Below are 18,196 nucleotides of genomic sequence, written 5' to 3'. Positions count from 1 at the left end.
GCTGCCAGGCGAGGCGGTGACCGTGATGGACCCGGCCGAGGCGCAGGCGGCGAACCGAAGCAGAGCAAGACCCGGGTGAAGATCGGGCGGCTGCGCATCATCGTCTCGCTGTCGGTGATCGGCCTCTACGTGCTCGCCGCCATCTTCGGCCCGATCCTGCTGAAGTACGACGCGGTGGCCACCGACCTCGGCTCCCGGCTGAAACCGCCGGGCACCACGCTGGCGAACGGGCAGGTCGCCGTCTTCGGCACCGACCAGGTCGGCCAGGACATCCTCGCCCAGATGATGCAGGGCGCGCGGGTGTCGATCACCGTCGGCGTGGCGACGCTGGTGCTGGCCGGGCTCATCGGCGTGGCCGCCGGCATCGCCGCGGGCTATTTCGGCGGCTGGCTGGACATGGTGCTCATGCGGCTGGCCGACATCCAGCTCACGTTCCCGTCGATCCTGCTCGCCATCTTCATCGCGGCGATACTCGGGCCGAGCGTGGTGAACGTCGTGATCGTGTTGTCCATCTCCAACTGGGTGACGTTCGCCCGGGTGACAAGAAGCCAGGTGCTCGGGCTGAAGAACAGGGACTTCGTCGACGCCACCCGCACGCTCGGCGCGCGCACCTGGCACCTGCTGACGCGCAGCATCCTGCCGTCCATGATCGCGCCGATCCTGGTGGTCGCGACCGTGGAGCTCGGCCACGTGATCCTGGCCGAGGCGTCACTGAGCTTCCTCGGCCTCGGCACCCCGGCCAGCACGCCGAGCTGGGGCATGACCATCGCCAACGGCCGGGACTACCTGTCCAACGCGTGGTGGATCTCCACGATCCCCGGCATCGCCCTCGCCGCCCTGGTGATCAGCTTCGGTGTGCTCGGCGACGCCCTGCGCGACCGGTTCGACCCGCGGCTGAGGAGCATGTGATGGCCGACCCATTGCTGTCGGTGCAGGACCTGACCGTACGCTTCCGCACCCGGGCGGGCACGATCACCGCCGTCGACAAGGTCAGCTTCGACCTCGCCGAGGGCGAGACGCTGGCCATCCTGGGCGAGACCGGCAGCGGCAAGAGCGTCACCGCCCAGGCGTTGATGGGTCTCGTGCCGCGCCCCGCCGGCCAGATCGCCGGAGGCCGCATCCTGTACAAGGGCCGCGACCTGCTGGCGCTGCCGCGCTCGGAGACCCGCAAGCTCAACGGCACCGACCTGGCCATGGTGTTCCAGGACCCGCTGAGCTCGCTCAACCCGGTCTTCCGCGTCGGCGCGCAGATCGGCGAGCTGTTCCGTCGCCGCCAGGGCCTGTCCCGCGCCGAGGCGCGGCGCAAGGCGATCGAGCTGATGGACCGGGTGGGCATCCCGGCCGCCGACCGCAGGGTGGACGACTACCCGCACCAGTTCTCCGGCGGCATGCGGCAGCGCGTGATGATCGCGATGGCGATCGCGCTGAAGCCGCGCGTGCTCATCGCCGACGAGCCCACCACCGCTCTCGACGTCACCGTCCAGGCGCAGGTCATGGCGCTGCTCGCCGAGCTGAAGGCCGAGCACAGGATGGCGATGATCCTCATCAGCCACGACCTCGGCGTGGTGGCCGGCGTCGCCGACCGGGTGCAGCTCATGTACGCCGGGCGGGTGGTGGAGACCGGCGACCTGCGGGAGGTCTACGAGCGCACCGGGCATCCGTACACGCAGGGCCTGATGGCCTCGATCCCCGAGCTGAACGGCCCGCGCGAGCGCCTGACGCCCATCAAGGGGTCGCCGCCCGACCTCACCCGGCTGCCGTCGGGCTGCCCGTTCCGCCCCCGCTGCCGGTACGCCACCGACGTCTGCGCCGCCGAACGTCCCGAGCTGCTGCCGCTGCCCGAGCGTCCCGCCTCTCACCGGGCCGCCTGCCACCACGCGAAGGAGGTCGTCACCGATGTCGTCACCGGCTGAGCCTCTGCTGTCGGTCAAAGACCTGCACACCAGCTTCCCCGTACGCTCCGCGCTGCTGCGTCGCAAGATCGGCGCCGTGCACGCGGTGTCGGGCGTCTCGTTCGACCTGCCCAAGGGCCGCACGCTCGGCCTGGTCGGCGAGTCGGGCTCGGGCAAGACGACGCTGGCGCGCACGATCATCGGGCTCGCGCCCGCCGAGTCGGGCCAGGTGCTCTTCGACGGCCAGGACCTGCTGAAGCTGCCGGGCGACGAGCTGCGGCAGGTGCGCAGGCAGATCCAGATGATCTTCCAGGATCCGTACGCGTCGCTGAACCCCCGGCTCACGGTCGAGCAGATCATCAGCGAGGCGTGGCTGGTCAACCCCGGTGTGCTGCCCCGCGAGAAGTGGGCGTCCGAGGCGCGGGAGCTGCTGGCCAGGGTCGGGCTGAACCCCGACCACGCCGACCGCTACCCGCACCAGTTCTCCGGCGGCCAGCGCCAGCGGGTCGGCATCGCGCGGGCGCTCGCGCTGCGGCCCCGCCTGGTGATCTGCGACGAGGCGGTGTCGGCGCTGGACGTCTCGGTGCAGGCGCAGGTGCTCAACCTGCTCGTCGACCTGCAGGAGGAGATGGGGCTGAGCTACCTGTTCATCGCCCACGACCTGTCGGTGGTGCGGCACATCAGCGACGAGGTCGCGGTGATGTACCTCGGCAAGGTGGTGGAGCAGGGCACCACGGAGCAGATCTTCGAGGCGCCCGAGCACCCGTACACGCAGGCGCTGCTGTCGGCGGTGCCGGTGACCCGGCCGTGGGCGGGGCCACCGCGCGAGCAGATCATCCTCAAGGGCGACATCCCGTCGCCGGTGTCGCCGCCGTCCGGGTGCCGCTTCCGTACGCGGTGCTGGAAGGCGCAGGACCGCTGCGCCACGGAGGAGCCGGCGCTCACCAACCGGCTGGGCGAGCACGTCTCGGCCTGCCACTTCCCCGAGCTGCCCGCGACCCCGGCGGGTGCCCGATGAGCGGCGCGACCAGGCTGATCCTCGTCCGGCACGGCGAGTCGCTGTGGAACGTCGAGGAGCGCTACCAGGGACAGGCCGACTCGGGGCTCACCGCCACCGGGATCGAGCAGGCCGAGACGGCGGCGAAAGTGCTCAAGGCCCGCTTCGGCAGGCCCGACCTGGTCGTCTCCAGCGACCTGCCGCGCGCCTGGGACACCGCGCAGGCGTTCCTGCGCCTCGCCGGCGGCGCGGCCGAGCGGGATCCCCGGCTGCGCGAGGCCGACATCGGCGACTGGGTCGGCCGCACGTTCACGGAGATCGCCGCGGCGTACCCCGACGTGCTCGCCGAGGCCGCGCGGGGCGGCGATCCGCGGCGCGGCGGCGGCGAGACGTTCACCGACATGCGCAGGCGCGTGTGGGCCGCGCTCGTCGACATCGCAGAGCAGGCGGGTCCCGGCAAGAGCGTCATGGTGTTCTGCCACGGCGGGCCGATCCGGGTGGCCGCGGCCGCCGCGCTCGGCCTGCCCGAGCCAGGCCACCTCGCCTTCTCCCCGCCGGTGAACACCTCCGTAACGGTGATCGACTACCGGGGCGAGCGGGGCAACGCGGTGGTCGAGTACAACGCGCCGACCGCGTGGGCGGCGGACGCCACGCGTACCGACTGAATCGGAAGGACCTCTCAGCATGCTGACCGGATCGTTCACCTTCGTTGCGATGACCTACAACCTGTGGGGCGACGCGCACCTGGAGCAGCGAGAACCGGCGATCCGCGACCTGTTCGCCACCCGGCCGCCCGACCTGCTGGCCACGCAGGAGCTGCGCCCCCGCTCGCGCGCCGTGGTGGACGAGATGCTGCCGGGGCACGCGCGCGTGCACGACGACTTTCCCGGGTGGGGCACGCAGAGCAACCTGTGGTGGCGTGAGGAGCTGTTCGAGCTCGTCGAGTACGGCTTCCGCGACGTCGGCATCCTCGCCGAGCACGCCGGGCTGTTCTGGGTGCGGCTGCGGCCGAGGACCGGCGGCGCGCAGCCGCTGGTGTTCTCCACCGCGCACCTGACCTGGCCGGGCCACCCGCAGGAGCGGGCCGACCGCCGCAACCTGCGCGCCGGGCAGGCCGAGCGGGTGGTGGAGGCGCTGAACGAGATCGCCGGTGACGCGGCCTGCCTGTTCACGGTGGACATCAACGACATCGGGCAGCCGCTGTGGGCGCTCGGCAACGGCGGCTTCCTCGACTCGTTCACCGCGCTCGGGCGCACCTCGCCGGTCACCCACCCCGTGTCGCCGCTGCCGTTCACCGCCGAACGCGGAACGCGTCTCTCCCCGCTCATGTCGCCGTCGAAGGCCATCGACTGGATCTTCTCCCGCGGCCCCGTCGTCACCCGGGCCAGCGAGGTCGTCGAGTTCTTCTCGGCGGGGAACGCGCCGTCCGATCACAAGCCCGTGGCGGCGACCTTCACTTTGACACCCCCCCGCGACGGCGTGAGCAGCCGCGGCACCAGCAAGAACGAATGAAGGAGAGAGGCATGATCTCACGATCCCGGGCCATGGGCTGTCTCGTCGCAGCCGCTCTGGTGCTGGGCCTCACGGCCTGCGGCGGCTCCGGCGGATCCGGTGACTCCGGCGGCGGGGAGAAGGTGCTGCGCTACGCGCCGCAGCTCTTCCCCGTCTCGCTGGACGTACAGCAGTACCCGGCCGAGGAGGCGGTGCAGACCACCGTCCAGCAGAGCCTTGAGACGCTCACCGTCATGGTGGACGGTCAGCCGCAGCCGAAGCTGGCCACGTCGTGGGAGAGCCCCGACGACAAGACCTGGGTGTTCCACCTGCGCGAGGGCGTGACGTTCACCGACGGGACGCCGTTCACCGCCAAGGACGTCAAGGGGTCGGTGGAGCGGCTGATCGGCCTCAAGGGGTCGCTCGCCCCGCTGCTCACCGGCATCGAGGAGATCGAGGCCACCGACGACCACACAGTGACGTTCCGCACCTCGTCGCCGCTCGGCACGCTGCCGAGCACGCTGTCGCTGGTCTTCATCGGCAAGGGCGACAAGGTCAACGACGACGCGTACTGGCAGAAGCCGATCGGCACCGGGCCGTTCATGTTCGAGTCGTTCAGCCCCGACGACAAGGTGGTGCTGACCCGCAACGACCAGTACTGGGGCGACAAGGCCAAGGTGGACAAGCTGGAGATCCTCAACATGCCCGAGGTCTCCGCCCGCATCACCGCGCTCAACAACGACGAGGTGGACGTGCTGGCCTCGATCCCGCCGGACCAGGTGGCCGAGGTGAAGGACGTGCCGGGCATCGTCTACGGCACCGGCCCCAGCTACAACTACTACTTCCTGTGGTTCAACCAGAACAACAAGCCGTTCGACGACGTCAAGGTGCGCCAGGCCATGCTGCACGCCATCGACGTCAAGAGCATCGTCGGCGACCTGTTCGGCGACCTCGGCACGGTCGGCCAGGCGCCGGTCACGCAGGCGGTCTTCGGGGCGACCCAGCTTGAGCCGTACGCGTACGACCCTGAGCGGGCGAAGAAGCTGCTGGCCGAGGCCGGCTACCCGCAGGGCATCACCACCACGATCCAGTGGCCGCTGGAGGGCGGGCCGAACATCCGGCCCATGGCGCAGGCGTTCATCTCGGCGTGGGAGAAGGTCGGCATCAAGGTGCAGCCGCAGGAGAAGGAGCGGGCGACCTGGCTGAAGGACCTCAACTCCCTCAACTGGGACATGAACCTGCAGACCAACGCCACCGGCACCGGCGACGCCGACTTCACGATCAACCGCCTCTACAACTGCGACGCCAAGCGGATGGGCTACTGCAACAAGGACCTCGACAAGATCCTCGTCAAGGCCCGCGAGTCGCTGGACCAGAACGAGCGTAAGGACCTGTACGCCCAGGCCGCCAAGATCATTTGGGATGACGCGGTCGGCCTCTACCCGGTGGACCTCAAGAACAACTACGCGGTCCGCGACGACGTCAAGGGACTGGAGATGCCGGCCAGCGGACGTCCGGACTTCTCGAAGGTGTCCGTGGGCTGACCCACCGGATCTCTCCCAGACGCCCGTCGGCCGACTCCCGCCCGACTTCTCCCAGACGCCCGTCGGCCGACTCCCGCCCGACTTCTCCCAGACGTCCGTCGATTGACTACCGCCGGACTTCTCCCAGACGTCCGTCGGCTGAGTTCCGGCGGAATCCTCCCAGGTGTCCGTGGGCCGACCCCGCCTGCGCCCGTCCAGCCACCCCCCAGCATTGGAGAGACTCCATGCCTCGTAACCGTTCCCCGCACCCCGCCCTGGTCGCCGGGCTCGCCGCCGCGGTGACCCTGTCCGGGCAGTTGCTGCTCAGCCCGGCGGCGCAGGCCGCGCTGCCCGAGCCGGCCCGCAGCGCCTGCCGCAACGCCGAGACCGTGCCGGTCGAGACCGGCGCCGCCTTCAACGACCCCGTCGCGGGCACCCCCACCGCGGTCGTCGAGCGCCTCTGCTCGCTGATCAAGCAGGCTCCCTCCGGGTCGTCGATCGAGATCGCCGAGTTCGTCATCTCGGGCGACGCCGGGGCCGACTACGTGGCCGTGCTGCTCGACGCCTACCGCCGCGGCGTCGAGGTGCGCATGGTCATCGACGGCTACCAGATCGACAACCCCGCAGCCCAGCAGCTCATCGGCACGCTCGGCACCGACAAGTCGGCCACGTCGTGGGTGCACGTGTGCAGCCACCTGAGCCCGGAGGGGAACACCTCCTCCTGCCAGGGCACCAAGGGCATGCACAACAAGTTCACGCTGTTCTCGGAGACCGGCGGCAAGCGCGACGTCGTCGTCCAGGCGTCCAACAACATCACCGACGTCAACTCCACCAGCTACTGGAACAACCTGGTCGTGCTGCCCGGCAACCGCGAGCTGTTCCAGGGCTACGCGAAGTACTTCGACGACCTCGCCGCCGAGGTGCAGAACCCCGACTACGACACCACGGTCGTCGCCGGCGGGCCCGCGGGCAAGATCACCGCGCAGTTCTACCCGGTGGCCGACCGCGACCCGATCGCGCAGCGGCTCGCCGAGGTCGGCTGCAAGAGCAAGGGACGCACCCGGGTCGAGATCGGCCAGTCCGAGTGGGACGGCACCCGCCTCGCCATCGTCGACGAGCTGGCGAAGCTGAAGGCCGCGGGCTGCCAGGTGCGCGTGGTGCACGGCCTCGCCGACGACTCGGTGAAGGCCGCGCTGGACGCCGCCGGCATCGAGCGGCGGGCGCTGGACGGCTCGACGCCCGCCGGGCGGATCCACTCGAAGTACATGGTGGTCACCGACTCGACCGGGCCCGGTTCGGGCACGGGGTGGGTGATGACCGGCAGCCACAACTTCAACGCCACCTCGCTGCGACGTAACGACGAGGCGATGGTCGAGCTCTCCGAGCGGGGCGTGGTCGCGGCGTACGCGGCGAACTTCGCCCGGCTCTGGGAGGTCGGGGTCGCGCCGCAGCCCGCCTCCTGACCCGCGCCCTGGCGCTGGTCCTGGCGCCCGGCCCTGGCCCCGGCTCGTTCCGCAGCAAGCCGCATCCTCACCCCGCGTCCTTGCCCCGGCTCCTCCACCGAGCCGGGGCGAGGACGTTCAGCGGCCATAGGCTTCGAGCAGCCGCAGCCACACCTCGCTGACCGTGGGGTACGACGGGTCCCGCGCCGATGACGATGACGTCGTACGCGTCCACGTCACGCCCCCTTGGCGGCGCGGCCGAGCCGCAGGGCGGAGATGAGGAAGAAGATGCCGCCGAGCACGGCGTAGCCGGCGATGTTGGTCAGCATCGGGTTCGGGGCGGAGGCGCCCATGATGAACGAGCCGCCGGCCAGGACGGAGATGCCGCCGCTGAGGATCATGGCCCACTGGCCGCCCATCTTGCGCCGTACGACGGCCACGACGAGCTGGACGAGCCCGGCGACGATGGCCCAGGCGCCCCACACGACGAGGATGCCGGGGACGCCGTTGCCGCTCGCGACGGCCAGGCCGATGGCGGCCAGGGTGCTGATGGCGATGTTGGCGTACAGGCCGTAAGGAGTGCCCCCGGCCTTGGACGAGCGGGCGTCCACGATGGCCGCCGCGACGTCGAACAGCGGGTAGATGACGACGAGCGCGATGCCGAGCGGCCCGAGCTGCGCGGCGGTGGCGAAGATCAGGCCGGCCCAGATGAGCTGGAACGCGAACCGCACGAAGTAGAGCCTGCGCAGCGCCTGCGCGATCCCGCGGGTGGTGGGGGTGTCGACGGTGGTCACGGTGTTCCTTTCAGATGGTGTTTCAGCGCGGGAGGCGGCCGGGCCGAGGGTCCATGGACGGCCCAGCCGCCGGCTTCATGCGACGGTCGCGTCCACCGTGACCGGGATGTTGCCGCGCGTGGCGTTGGAGTAAGGGCAGATGGCGTGGGCGGCCTCGACGAGCTCGTCGGCCGCCTCCTGTGAGACGCCGGACAGCTCGGCGTGCAGGGCGGCGCTGAGCGTGAATCCGCCCTCCGGGGTGGGGTGCACCTGCACCTCGGCGATGACGGCCGAGTCGGTGACGGGCGTCTTGCGCTGGGCGGCCACGGCCTTGAGCGCCGAGTGGAAGCAGGAGGCCCAGCCGGCCGCGAAGAGCTGCTCGGGGTTGGTGGCGCCGCCGGGGCCGCCCATCTCCTTCGGGATGGCCAGGGAAACGTCGAGCAGGCCGTCGCTGGTCCTCGCCTGCCCTCCCGCCCTGCCGTCGCCGGTGGAGGTGGCGATGCCGGTGTACAGAGTCTCGCTCATGACGTTCCTTCAGAGGTAGACCGAACGTTCTATCTTTTGCATCATGCACCTAAGGGTGCTGCACCGTCAAGACCGAACGTTCTACCTAGGGCTGGGAGCAGGGGCCGGCAGGCCGCCGGATAGCGCGCGAAGACAGGTTCATCCGGCCGCCAAATAGCGCTGGAGCAGCGTGAACCCGGGCATCGTGCCGGTGGGAGTGACCCCGACGTCGAACATCTCCGGGTCGTCGAAGACGGGCTCGCCCTTGGGGCGGCGTACGTACGCGACCCTGCCGTAGTCGATGCCGTCGGCGCGGTCGAAGCTCATCCACGTGATGGCCTCATGCTCGCCCTCGCGCAGCGGGCCGCCGCCGAGCGGGCGGACGGCGATCGTGCCGGGCGGCTGGAACAGCCACACCTGCGGCACGGTCAGCACCCAGCGGTCCGCACCGAGCGCGAGCGCCCGCTCGGCCGCCATGACCTCGAACGCCTGCGCCGCACGGACGTCGCGCAGGTAGTCGTAGGCGCTCAGCAGCAGCCTGCCCCTGCCCTCGATGGCGACCATGGCCGGGCACTCCAGGGCCGCGATGTCCGCTTCCAGCCGCTCCACGGCCGCGAACAGCAGATGCGCGGTGGCCTCGTTCATGTCGCCCTCCGGCCGGTTCGTCTCGGGGTTGCCCGGCAGTTGCAGGCTTTCAGACGGCCACCCGGCGGGGTCCGGCACTCCGCGAGCCGTCTACGGTGTGCAATCAGAACGTTGCACTATGTCAACAAGCGTGTCACCAGGAAGGTGTGAAAGGGACAGCCTGCCGCAATGTTTACCGAGGCCGGGCATCACAGACGCTACTCGCGGTAAGGACACCAGCACGAGGCGACGACGCTTTTCCGGGGGGTACCAGTGCCTGACAAGCCGCCTGGACCCGCCTTCGGGAGAAAGACGCTCGAGCGGTGGTGGCGGGCGGGCCCTCCCGGGCCGTTCCGCCCCGGCTTCTGGCGCAGCCCGCTGCGCGGCCCGTGGCTCACAGCGGTCTTCGGCATGGTGCTGCTGGTCGGCCTGGCCGTCGTCGCGATCACCGGGTTGCTGTCGTACGCCGCGTACGAGCCCCGCCTGCCGGGCAACGACACCACGCCGGGCAAGGGGCTGCTGGGCTTCTACCTCTTCGAGTGGCCGGCGGACCCCGCCTGGCTCTACCGGGTCACCCAGGGCGCCCACGTCATTCTGGGGCTGACGCTGGTGCCGGTGCTGCTGGCCAAGCTCTGGTCGGTGATCCCGAAGCTGTTCGACTGGCCGCCTGCGCGGTCGGTCGCGCAGGCCGTGGAGCGGCTCAGCCTGGTGCTGCTGGTGGGCGGGGCGGTCTTCCAGTTCGTCACCGGGATCCTGAACATCCAGCTCTTCTACGTTTTCCCGTTCTCGTTCTATCCGGCGCACTTCTACGGCGCCTGGATCTTCCTGGCGGCGCTCGCCGTGCACGTCGCGCTGAAGCTGCCCAAGGCCGTGCGGGCGCTGCGGTCCAGGGACTTCCTGCGCGAGCTGCGTACCGGACTGGACGGCACGCGGCCTGAGCCGCCCGACCCCGACGGTCTGGTGGCCACACACCCGGCCGCGCCCACGATGTCGCGGCGCGGCCTGCTCGCCTTCGTCGGCGGCGGCTCGGCGCTGATGTTCGGGCTGTCGGTGGGGCAGACGCTGGACGGGCCGCTGCGCCGTACCGCGCTGCTCGCCCCGCGCGGCCGCGACTACGGTCCTGGCCCGAACGACTTCCAGATCAACAAGACGGCGGCCAGCCTCGGCGTGACCGCGGCCGACACCGGTGACGCGTGGCGGCTGACCGTCGCCGGGCCCAGGACGGTGGTGCTGACCAGGGCCGAGCTGCTGGCGATGCCGCCGCACACGTACGCGCTGCCCATCGCCTGCGTGGAGGGCTGGTCCACCGAACAGGAGTGGACGGGCGTACGGCTGGCCGACCTCGCCGCGCTGGCCGGCTACGCGCCGGGCACGGTCGGGGTCACGGCCACGTCTGTGCAGCGGGTGGGCTACTTCGGCGCGGCATCGCTCAACGCCCGGCAGGTGGCCGACCCGCGCTCGCTGCTCGCGCTGCGGGTCAACGGCGCCGACCTGTCGCTCGACCACGGCTTCCCCGCCCGGATCATGGCGCCGAACCTGCCCGGCGTGCACACCACCAAGTGGGTGCACAGGCTCGACTTCTTCCGGGAGCAGCGGTGAGCGGGCCGGGCCTGTGGCGGCGCGCGTACGGCGCGCGCCCCTGGCACCTCCTGGGGCTCGCGGCCTGCTTCGCCGTGGCGGGCTATGCCTTGACGCGGGTGGTGGATGCGGGCATCCTGCTGGGCTTCGCCGTCTGGTTCGTCGGCGCCATCGTCCTGCACGACCTCGTGATGTGGCCGCTCTACACGGCCGCCGACGGCGTGCTGCGCGGCCGCCGCTGGATCAACCACGTACGGGTGCCCGCCGCGCTGTCGCTGCTGCTTCTGCTGGTGTGGTTCCCGCTCATCCTGGGCGGGGCAGAGGCGAACTACCGCTCGGCCGCCGGGCTGAGCACCGCCCCCTACCTGATGCGGTGGCTGCTCGTCACCCTGGTGCTCTTCGCCGCCTCCGGGCTGCTCTACGTGGTGCGGCGGCGGGCCGCGGGACGGCCGGATCGTTGAGCGGTCGGCTGCTACCGGCCGCCGGGCGAGACCGCGAGACCGTGACCACGGGCGAGAACCGCGGAACTGCCGGATCACCGAGCGGCGCACCCCTACCAGCCTGGCCGGGCCGTGGAAAGGGCGTGCCGGCATGATCGGCGCCCTTTACGAGCAGGGCCTGCGCGGCGGATACGTGGAGGTCGAATACGCCGACGGCCGCGTCACGCCGCTCGCCGCCCAGCGGTGGCTGCGGCCCATCGAAGGCGACGAGTGCATCCTGGCCCGCTGCGGCGGCCCCACCCTCGACGTCGGCTCGGGGCCCGGCCGGCTGACCGTGGCGCTCACCCGGCGCGGCATCTTCGCGCTCGGTATCGACGTCACCCCGCTCGCCGTCGAGCTCACCCTGCGAGCCGGCGGCCTGGCCCTGCAACGCTGCGTCTTCGACCCGATCCCGGGTGCAGGACGCTGGGCCGAAGCCCTGCTGACCGACGGCAACATCGGCATCGGCGGCGACCCCGTCGCACTGCTGCGCCGCCTGCGGCAGCTCGTCAAGCCCGGCGGGACCGTACTGACCGAGCTGTGCCCGCCCGGCACCAAGAGCTCCATCGACCGGGTACGGCTGCGCCACGACGGCCGTACCGGTGAATGGTTCAGCTGGGCCACCGTCTCCGCCGACGACATCGAGCCTCTTGCTACGCGGTGCGGGTTTCCGCACGTGGAGCAGTGGAGCGTGGCACGCCGCTGGTTCGCGGCCCTGTCCTGACCACCTGCTGCTTCATGACCGGCTGCCGGCCGCACGCACGGCGGCCCCCGCCAACGCCACACCCGCCGCCACCGCGTACGCCGCCGTACCGTCATCGACCCCGAGGTACGCGGCCGTGCTCGCGACCGGGACGCCCAGCCACTCCCACCGCCCGTCGAGCGCGACCAGCGCCACCAGCAGCAGGGCGTACCAGGGGTAGCCCGGCGTGAACGCAAGGAACGCCGCCCCGGTCACCGTCAGCGCCCCGCGCCACGGCCGTTCGGGGTCGCCGCGGCGGAGCACGAACAGCGCCGTGACCGCGACGGCCGCGAGCGCCACCGGCCCGGCCGCCGCGTCCGGCACGGCCAGGCGCAGCAGCGCGTACCGTCCGCCGCCGGACGCGGCGTACCCCTCCTCGTCGAGGTAGCCGAACAGGTAGCCGAGCACGGAGCCAGCGCCGGTCGCGAGCGCGTACGGCAGATAGGCGATCCCGACGACCAGCGCGGCGGCCCCGAGCACCGCCGCCGCATCCCGCATAGGCGCTCGGCGAGAGAGCAGGCCGGACAGCGCGCCCGGCACCGCGAGCGCGGGCAGGAACTTGACCGCGATCGCCGCGCCGAGCAGCGCCCCGCCGCCCGCCCCGCGCCGGGCGACGACCGTCAGGCCGAGGACGGCGAGCAGCACGGCCAGGACGTCGGCGTGGGCGTTGCTGACCGCTTCCAGCGGCACCGCCGGGCACCACGCCCAGCAGGCCGCCAGGACCGGGCCACGCCTGCTGCGGCGTAGCGCCCGCAGCAGCACCAGCGACGTCGCCAGCGCCAGCAGCGCGCCACCCACCTGGAGCGGCTTGTATCGGCTCTCTTCGGGCGAGAGCAGGTGCACGACCAGGAAGTACGCCTCCGCCAGCGGCGGGTAGATCGTGTGCACGGCCGGGCGGTTGATACGCGTGCACCCCTCGGGGTCGTGGACGGGGTACCGGTACGGGTGATGGCAGGCCGCGCCGGTCGGGAACAGCCAGGGGTCGCGCAGCCCCGCCAGCGCGGGATCGCCGGGGGCGTGCTCGTACGGGGAGACCCCCGCCGCCTGCACCCGGCCGTCCCAGACGTATCGATAGGAGTCGGTGCTGGTCGTCGGGGGCGCGAGCAGCCCGGTCGCCGGCACCGCGACGGCTCCCGCGAGCAGCAGGAACACCGCCTGCCTGTACGGCACCCGCCGTAGCGCCCACACGGCGGCGCCGAACAGCACCCACGACACCGCGTACCAGCGGATCAGCGCCGAGAAGTCCCCGGTGAGCGACCCCGCCGTGACCGTCAGCACCAGCGCGCCGACCAGGCCGGCCAGCAGCACCCACGCGACGGCAGCACACCCGGACACCCGGCCCGGCCGGTGGACGGGCGGCTTCGGACGGTTTCCGTCGCGCGGCGGGGTGGGGGTGAGCATGCTGGTCAGGCCAAGGAGGCGGTGGCGAACTCCTTGATGCCTTCCGCGAAGCCGATGCGCGCCTGGAAGCCCAGCTCGGCCGCCGCACGGCGCGGGCTGGCCACGATGTGGCGGACGTCGCCCAGCCGGTACTCGCCGGTGACGACCGGGGCGGGCCCGCCGCGTTCGGCCGCGAGCGCCTCGGCCAGGTCGCCGACGGTGTGCGGGGTGCCGCTCGCGACGTTGTATGCGGCCAGCGTGCCGGGCGTCCCTGCGGCCAGCGCGAGGGCGTTGGCGTCGGCGACGTCCCGTACGTGCACGAAGTCGCGCGTCTGCCCGCCGTCCTCGAAGACGCGCGGCGCGCGACCCGCCTCCAGCGCCGACCGGAAGATCGCCGCCACCCCCGAGTACGGCGTGTCGCGCGGCATCCCCGGCCCGTACACGTTGTGGTACCGCAAGGCCACCGCCGTGCCGCCGGTCTTGCGGGCCCAGTTGGCGGCCAGGTGCTCCTGGGCGAGCTTGGTCGTCGCGTACGCGTTGCGCGGGTCCAGCGGGGCGTCCTCGCCGATCTCGGCGAGCACCACCTGATCGCCGCACTCCGGGCAGCGCGGCTCGAAGAGCCCCCGCGCCAGATCGTCGGCCGAGCGCGGGCCCGGGCGTACCCGGCCGTGCCTGGCGCAGTCGTAGGCGCCCTCCCCGTAGACCACCATCGACGAGGCCAGCACCAGCCGCTCCACGCCGTGCCTGGCCATCGCGGCGAGCAGGACCGCCGTGCCGTACACGTTGATCGAGGCGTAGTCGGGCAGGTCGGCGACGTCCACGCCGAGCCCCACCTTGGCCGCCTGGTGGACGACCGCGCCGACGCCGGGCAGCACCTGATCGAGCCTGGCGGCGTCGCGCACGTCGTCGCCCGTACGCAGGTCGAAGCCGATCACTTCGTGGCCGCGCGCCTCCAGCGCCGCCACCACGTGACCGCCGATGAACCCGGCCGAGCCGGTCACCAGGATCGCCGTCATCGTCGTGCTCCCGTTCCCGCGAGGGCGGCGGCGTAGCGGGAGCCCGGGGCCAGCCTCGCCACCTCGATCGCGTCCGCCATGGTGTCCACATCGGTCAGGCACGGCATCAGCGCGACGCTCATCCCGGCCTCCTTCAGCCTGCGCAGCTGGATCTCGCCCGTGCTGGGGTCCGACATCGGTACGCCGAGCAGCAGCGCGGTGGCGGGGATGCGCAGCCCGAGCAGCCAGAAGCCGCCGTCGGTCGCGGGGCCGAACACCGCGTCGTACCGGCCGAGCCGGGCCAGCGCGTCGGCCAGCATGCCTGGAGCGACCTGCGGGGTGTCCATGCCGATGAGCACCATGGGGCCGGGCCGCAGCCGGTGCGCGTCCTCGAACGCCGCCGCCAGCCGCTCGTCCAGCCCGTCCCCGCGCTGCGGCAGCACGGTGAACCCGGCGGGCAGCCACGGCCCCGGCGCGCCGTCGAGCGCCAGCACCCGCCCCGCGGCGGGCACCTCGGCGACGGTCCGCAACGTGTCCTCCAGCGCGGCGCCTGCCAGCGCGGCGGCCTCCTCGGGGGTGAGCGGCGGCACAAGCCGGGTCTTCACCCTGCCTGGAACGGGCTCCTTGGCGATCACGATCACCTGTCCGCCGGGTGCGGCGGGGAGCGGCGGGGCGGTCACGCGGCCCGGCCTTGGCGGGTCATGACGCGGCGCATGTCGCCGACCGCGCGCAGCGTGCCGCGTACCGTGCCGGTCACCTTGGATTTGCCCCGGCGCGGCAGGTAGTCGACGTCGATCTCGCCGATGCGCCAGCCCGCCGCCCCGGCGCGCAGCACCATCTCCAGCGGGTAGCCGAAGCGCCGGTCGATCAGTCCCAGTCCGAGCAGCGGTACGCGCCGCGCCGCCCGCATCGGCCCCAGGTCGCGCAGCGGAACCCCGGTACGGCGGCGCAGCACCCCGGCGAGCACGGCGTTGCCGAGCCGGGCGTGCAGTGGCCAGGAGGCGCCGGGCGCCAGGATGCGGCGGCCCAGCATCAGGTCGCGCTCCCCCGCCGTGACCGGATCGGACACCCGGGGTAGCTGGGCGGGGTCGAGCGAGGCGTCGGCGTCCATGAAGCACACGACGTCGGAGGCCGCCGCCTCAAGCCCGGCGTGGCAGGCGGCCCCGAACCCGCGCCTGGGCTCGGTCACCACCGTCGCACCCAGCTCGGCGGCGATCCGCGCGGACCCGTCGGTCGAGCCGTTGTCCACCACGATCGGGTGGAAGCCGTCCGGCATGCGCCCGAGCACCCACGAGAGGGCCGCCGCCTCGTTCAGGCACGGCAGCACCACGTCGATCTTCATGCCGCCGACGCTAGGCCGCCCGCCGCCCGCACCCGGTGCCGGGACAGGGCGGCCTTCCCGAGAAATTACCTGCTATGAGGGCATTCCTGGCCCCCGGGAACGGCCACCGCAGGAGGCCGACGCCCGCTGGCCGCCTGTTCCGACGCCCACGGACCACCGTGGGAGACCGGCGCCCGCGGACCGCCTGCGCCGCCGGCCGCCTGTGCGCGTGGTCTCAGCGCCTCGGCCCCGGGGCCCGTCGTACGTCCTCAGGAATCGCTCTCGGGTCTGGCCAGGGCGTGTGCGAACGCGACCGAGAAGAACAGCGACATCGCGATCGCCAGCCAGGGGTTGTCAACGGTGGCGCCGAAGGCGACGCCGATGGTCAGGCCGGTGGCCAGTCCGAGCGTCCAGTTGGGGGAGGTCTTGTCGCCCTTCGTCATGTCACCATCGTGGCCGCGCGGCCGATCAGCACGGTAGAGGCCGCAATCATGGAAGCCGGATGACAGATGTCATGTCGAGCGGCGGTCGGCACGGGCGGCGGGGCCGTTCGCGTGCTCGCCGCGCATGCCCTGGACGGCCGCCTGAACGTCGGGGCGGATGTCGAGCGCCTGGCCGACGCCGCTGATGCGCAGCACCCGCGCGGGCGCGGCCTGGACGGCGGCCAAGCGGAGCGCGCCGCCCTGGTCGCGGACGGCGGCGTCGAGCCGGAGCAGCAGGTAGAGCCCATGGCTGTCGATGAAGGTCACGCCGCCCACGTCCAGGATCAGGTCGTCGCCGGGGCGGAGGTGCTCGTGGACGTACGACTCAAGGCCGCGCTCGTTGGTGGAGTCGAGTTCGCCCCGCACGGCGATGAGAAGGCCGCCGGGCAGGTCGCGGCGGGTGTAGCTCAGGGGCGACGACATGGCGGTGCGGCATGGGGCGAGGCGGCGGGCCGGGGTCGATGGTGTCGGGGCGGGTTGCGTTCCAGCTCAAGCTCCGTGGTGGTCGGCGTGCGTGCTCGGCGCGGTGCGTCTTCGGTCCACTTTCGTCCCTAGTCAGGGGCCGGTCAGCACGTGGAGCGAAGCGGGGCGGGTCACGGAGCGAAAGCTCAGGCGTTCAGGGTCTCGCTGGGCGCGCAGCCGTACGCGGCCCGGTACGAGGAGGCGAAGCGGCCGGGGTGGAAGAAGCCCCAGCGGGCGGCGACCGCGGCGACGGTGAGGGTGGCGGGGTCGCCGGCGCGCAGCTCGTCGTGGGCCCTGGCGAGGCGCACGCGGCGCAGGTAGCCGAGCGGGGTGGTGTTCAGGTGGCGGCGGAAGGCGTACTGGAGGGCGCGCGGGCTGACGCGGGCGGCGGCGGCGATCTCCGCGATGCCGAGCGGCGCGTCGGCGTGCTCCTCGATGAACGCGACGGCGCGGCGCAGCGTCTGGGTGTGGGCGTCGCGGCGATCGGCGGCGGCCTCGTCGCCGGGCAGGGCGGCGTTGCTGGGCAGGGCGGCGAGCACGGTGGCGGCGAGTAACTGCCCGGCACCGGCGGCGACGAGCGGCTCCGCGGCCAGGTCGGGGTCCGACAGGACGTCGTCGCGTACGTACGCGATCGTGCGGCGCAGGTGCCGCGCGGCCGAGGCCGAGACGGGACGGTGCCCGAGCAGGCGGATCTGCTCGGCCCGGCGGCCGGGCAGCGTGGCCGCCACCTGCTGGAGCAGCCCGGTGTCGAACATGACGATGCTGTAGCCGGCGCGGCGGAGCCGCCCGCTGTAGGGCCGGTCAGGGGGGCTGAGCAGCACCGCGTCGCCCGGCACGAAGACGTCCTCGTCTTCGCCCGCGACCCGGTTGACGATGCTGCCCGACTCGACGAGGAGCAGGCAGACCCTGCCGAGCGGGTTCACCGCGTAGCTCATGTCGTAGTCGAACTCCAGGCGGTCGGCGATCACCGCCCCCATGACGCGGCGCGAGACGCGGGTGCGCGGGCTGGCCACGTCGGATCCGATGCGCATCTTGGCGTACGCCCTGCTGAGGAACTCCTCGGTCTGGCCGAGATCACGGCTTTCGAAGGTCAACGGCTCCATCGGACGCTCCGCTCGTCAGCCCCTCCCGCGATGGTAAGGCGCGCCCTGGTCACGGATCATGCGAGTTCCTGCCACACACCCGCGCCCTCATCCGCTGCCGCCCCTGCCGTCACCCCCCACAGCGCGGCCACACGCCGGGGACCCCAGAGCGAGGACGAGCGGGGGTCCATGGTGGCGAGGTGGCGGGCGGCGGCCCGGCCCAGCGCGCGGTAGGGGCGGGCCTCCGGGTCGTGGGGCGGCCCCGCCGTCACCTCCCGCCGGCGGCGGCGCAGCAGCACGAACGCGGTGTCCGGCGTGTACGCCGCCCGCGCGGGCGCGAGCGCCCCGATCGTCCCGGCCACGGCCACGCCGCCGAACCGCAGTAACGAACGCCTCGAAGGCCGCGACACCCCCCGATTATCACGCAGG

At 72.4% G+C, this 18,196-nt stretch carries 21 protein-coding genes; 10 read left to right on the top strand and 11 right to left on the bottom strand.

Annotated features, from left to right (window positions below; genetic code table 11):
* Positions 1–75 precede the first annotated feature (75 nt).
* The 7 genes from WBK31_RS36695 to WBK31_RS36665 all read left to right on the top strand — a co-directional run bounded on the left by WBK31_RS36695 (position 76) and on the right by WBK31_RS36665 (position 7,366).
* Positions 76–909 carry an ABC transporter permease gene (locus tag WBK31_RS36695; protein WP_378785800.1) on the top strand — a complete coding sequence of 278 codons (834 nt, stop codon included), beginning with the start codon at positions 76–78 and terminating at the stop codon, positions 907–909.
* Entirely contained in the window at positions 909–1,913 is a 1,005-nt protein-coding gene (locus WBK31_RS36690; RefSeq protein ID WP_364064278.1) for an ABC transporter ATP-binding protein, read from the top strand. Before WBK31_RS36695 ends, WBK31_RS36690 begins: the two co-directional genes overlap by 1 nt.
* On the top strand, positions 1,897–2,910 hold the full coding sequence (locus tag WBK31_RS36685) for a dipeptide ABC transporter ATP-binding protein (RefSeq protein ID WP_364064281.1): 1,014 nt from the start codon (positions 1,897–1,899) through the stop codon (positions 2,908–2,910). The genes WBK31_RS36690 and WBK31_RS36685 overlap by 17 nt, the downstream gene beginning before the upstream one ends.
* Positions 2,907–3,554: a histidine phosphatase family protein gene (locus tag WBK31_RS36680; protein ID WP_364064284.1), complete on the top strand. Its 648-nt coding sequence runs from the start codon at positions 2,907–2,909 to the stop codon at positions 3,552–3,554. Before WBK31_RS36685 ends, WBK31_RS36680 begins: the two co-directional genes overlap by 4 nt.
* 19 nt (positions 3,555–3,573) lie before the next feature.
* Complete coding sequence (locus WBK31_RS36675) at positions 3,574–4,401, top strand: endonuclease/exonuclease/phosphatase family protein (protein WP_406673896.1); 828 nt, start codon at positions 3,574–3,576, stop codon at positions 4,399–4,401.
* 11 nt (positions 4,402–4,412) lie between these two features.
* Positions 4,413–5,924, top strand: a complete 1,512-nt coding sequence (locus WBK31_RS36670; protein ID WP_406673895.1) for an ABC transporter substrate-binding protein — start codon at positions 4,413–4,415, stop codon at positions 5,922–5,924.
* Positions 5,925–6,148: 224 nt separating this feature from the next.
* Entirely contained in the window at positions 6,149–7,366 is a 1,218-nt protein-coding gene (locus tag WBK31_RS36665; protein ID WP_364064290.1) for a phospholipase D-like domain-containing protein, read from the top strand.
* Positions 7,367–7,581: 215 nt separating this feature from the next.
* Here the strand turns inward: WBK31_RS36665 and WBK31_RS36660 are convergent, their stop codons facing one another.
* From WBK31_RS36660 to WBK31_RS36650, 3 genes are all read right to left on the bottom strand, one after another.
* Positions 7,582–8,139, bottom strand: coding sequence for a hypothetical protein (locus tag WBK31_RS36660; RefSeq protein WP_364064293.1), 558 nt, complete (start codon positions 8,137–8,139; stop codon positions 7,582–7,584).
* Between the two features lie 75 nt (positions 8,140–8,214).
* On the bottom strand, positions 8,215–8,643 hold the full coding sequence (locus WBK31_RS36655; protein ID WP_364064296.1) for an organic hydroperoxide resistance protein: 429 nt from the start codon (positions 8,641–8,643) through the stop codon (positions 8,215–8,217).
* A gap of 138 nt (positions 8,644–8,781) precedes the next feature.
* The gene (locus tag WBK31_RS36650) at positions 8,782–9,267 is read right to left on the bottom strand and encodes a hypothetical protein (RefSeq protein WP_406673894.1); all 486 of its coding nucleotides are present in this window, start codon (positions 9,265–9,267) and stop codon (positions 8,782–8,784) included.
* Positions 9,268–9,519: 252 nt separating this feature from the next.
* Here WBK31_RS36650 and WBK31_RS36645 point away from each other — a divergent pair, with 252 nt between their 5' ends.
* The 3 genes from WBK31_RS36645 (at position 9,520) to WBK31_RS36635 (ending at position 12,027) form a co-directional block, all read left to right on the top strand.
* Complete coding sequence (locus WBK31_RS36645) at positions 9,520–10,845, top strand: molybdopterin-dependent oxidoreductase (RefSeq protein ID WP_378785804.1); 1,326 nt, start codon at positions 9,520–9,522, stop codon at positions 10,843–10,845.
* Positions 10,842–11,285 carry a hypothetical protein gene (locus WBK31_RS36640; RefSeq protein ID WP_364064305.1) on the top strand — a complete coding sequence of 148 codons (444 nt, stop codon included), beginning with the start codon at positions 10,842–10,844 and terminating at the stop codon, positions 11,283–11,285. Before WBK31_RS36645 ends, WBK31_RS36640 begins: the two co-directional genes overlap by 4 nt.
* A gap of 130 nt (positions 11,286–11,415) precedes the next feature.
* Positions 11,416–12,027 (top strand): SAM-dependent methyltransferase, encoded by a 612-nt coding sequence (locus tag WBK31_RS36635; protein WP_364064308.1) that lies wholly within the window; start codon positions 11,416–11,418, stop codon positions 12,025–12,027.
* A 12-nt stretch (positions 12,028–12,039) separates the two neighbouring features.
* Here the strand turns inward: WBK31_RS36635 and WBK31_RS36630 are convergent, their stop codons facing one another.
* The 8 genes from WBK31_RS36630 to WBK31_RS36595 form a co-directional block, all read right to left on the bottom strand.
* The gene (locus WBK31_RS36630) at positions 12,040–13,446 is read right to left on the bottom strand and encodes a glycosyltransferase 87 family protein (RefSeq protein WP_378785807.1); all 1,407 of its coding nucleotides are present in this window, start codon (positions 13,444–13,446) and stop codon (positions 12,040–12,042) included.
* A 5-nt stretch (positions 13,447–13,451) separates the two neighbouring features.
* Positions 13,452–14,441 (bottom strand): NAD-dependent epimerase/dehydratase family protein, encoded by a 990-nt coding sequence (locus WBK31_RS36625; RefSeq protein WP_406673893.1) that lies wholly within the window; start codon positions 14,439–14,441, stop codon positions 13,452–13,454.
* On the bottom strand, positions 14,438–15,100 hold the full coding sequence (locus WBK31_RS36620) for a TIGR04282 family arsenosugar biosynthesis glycosyltransferase (protein ID WP_364064317.1): 663 nt from the start codon (positions 15,098–15,100) through the stop codon (positions 14,438–14,440). Before WBK31_RS36620 ends, WBK31_RS36625 begins: the two co-directional genes overlap by 4 nt.
* A complete protein-coding gene (locus WBK31_RS36615) occupies positions 15,097–15,762 on the bottom strand; it encodes a glycosyltransferase family 2 protein (RefSeq protein WP_364064320.1) in 666 nt (221 codons plus the stop codon). The genes WBK31_RS36620 and WBK31_RS36615 overlap by 4 nt, the downstream gene beginning before the upstream one ends.
* Positions 15,763–16,010: 248 nt before the next feature.
* A complete protein-coding gene (locus WBK31_RS36610) occupies positions 16,011–16,184 on the bottom strand; it encodes a hypothetical protein (protein ID WP_364064323.1) in 174 nt (57 codons plus the stop codon).
* A gap of 69 nt (positions 16,185–16,253) precedes the next feature.
* A complete protein-coding gene (locus WBK31_RS36605; RefSeq protein WP_364064326.1) occupies positions 16,254–16,646 on the bottom strand; it encodes an STAS domain-containing protein in 393 nt (130 codons plus the stop codon).
* 185 nt (positions 16,647–16,831) lie between these two features.
* The gene (locus WBK31_RS36600) at positions 16,832–17,788 is read right to left on the bottom strand and encodes a helix-turn-helix transcriptional regulator (RefSeq protein ID WP_406673892.1); all 957 of its coding nucleotides are present in this window, start codon (positions 17,786–17,788) and stop codon (positions 16,832–16,834) included.
* Positions 17,789–17,844: 56 nt separating this feature from the next.
* Positions 17,845–18,177 (bottom strand): hypothetical protein, encoded by a 333-nt coding sequence (locus WBK31_RS36595; RefSeq protein ID WP_364064332.1) that lies wholly within the window; start codon positions 18,175–18,177, stop codon positions 17,845–17,847.
* Positions 18,178–18,196 lie beyond the last annotated feature (19 nt).

This window comes from Nonomuraea sp. N2-4H (genome assembly GCF_045291505.1).
Taxonomy (GTDB): domain Bacteria; phylum Actinomycetota; class Actinomycetes; order Streptosporangiales; family Streptosporangiaceae; genus Nonomuraea; species Nonomuraea fastidiosa.
This window is presented reverse-complemented; position numbering and strand designations above follow the sequence as displayed.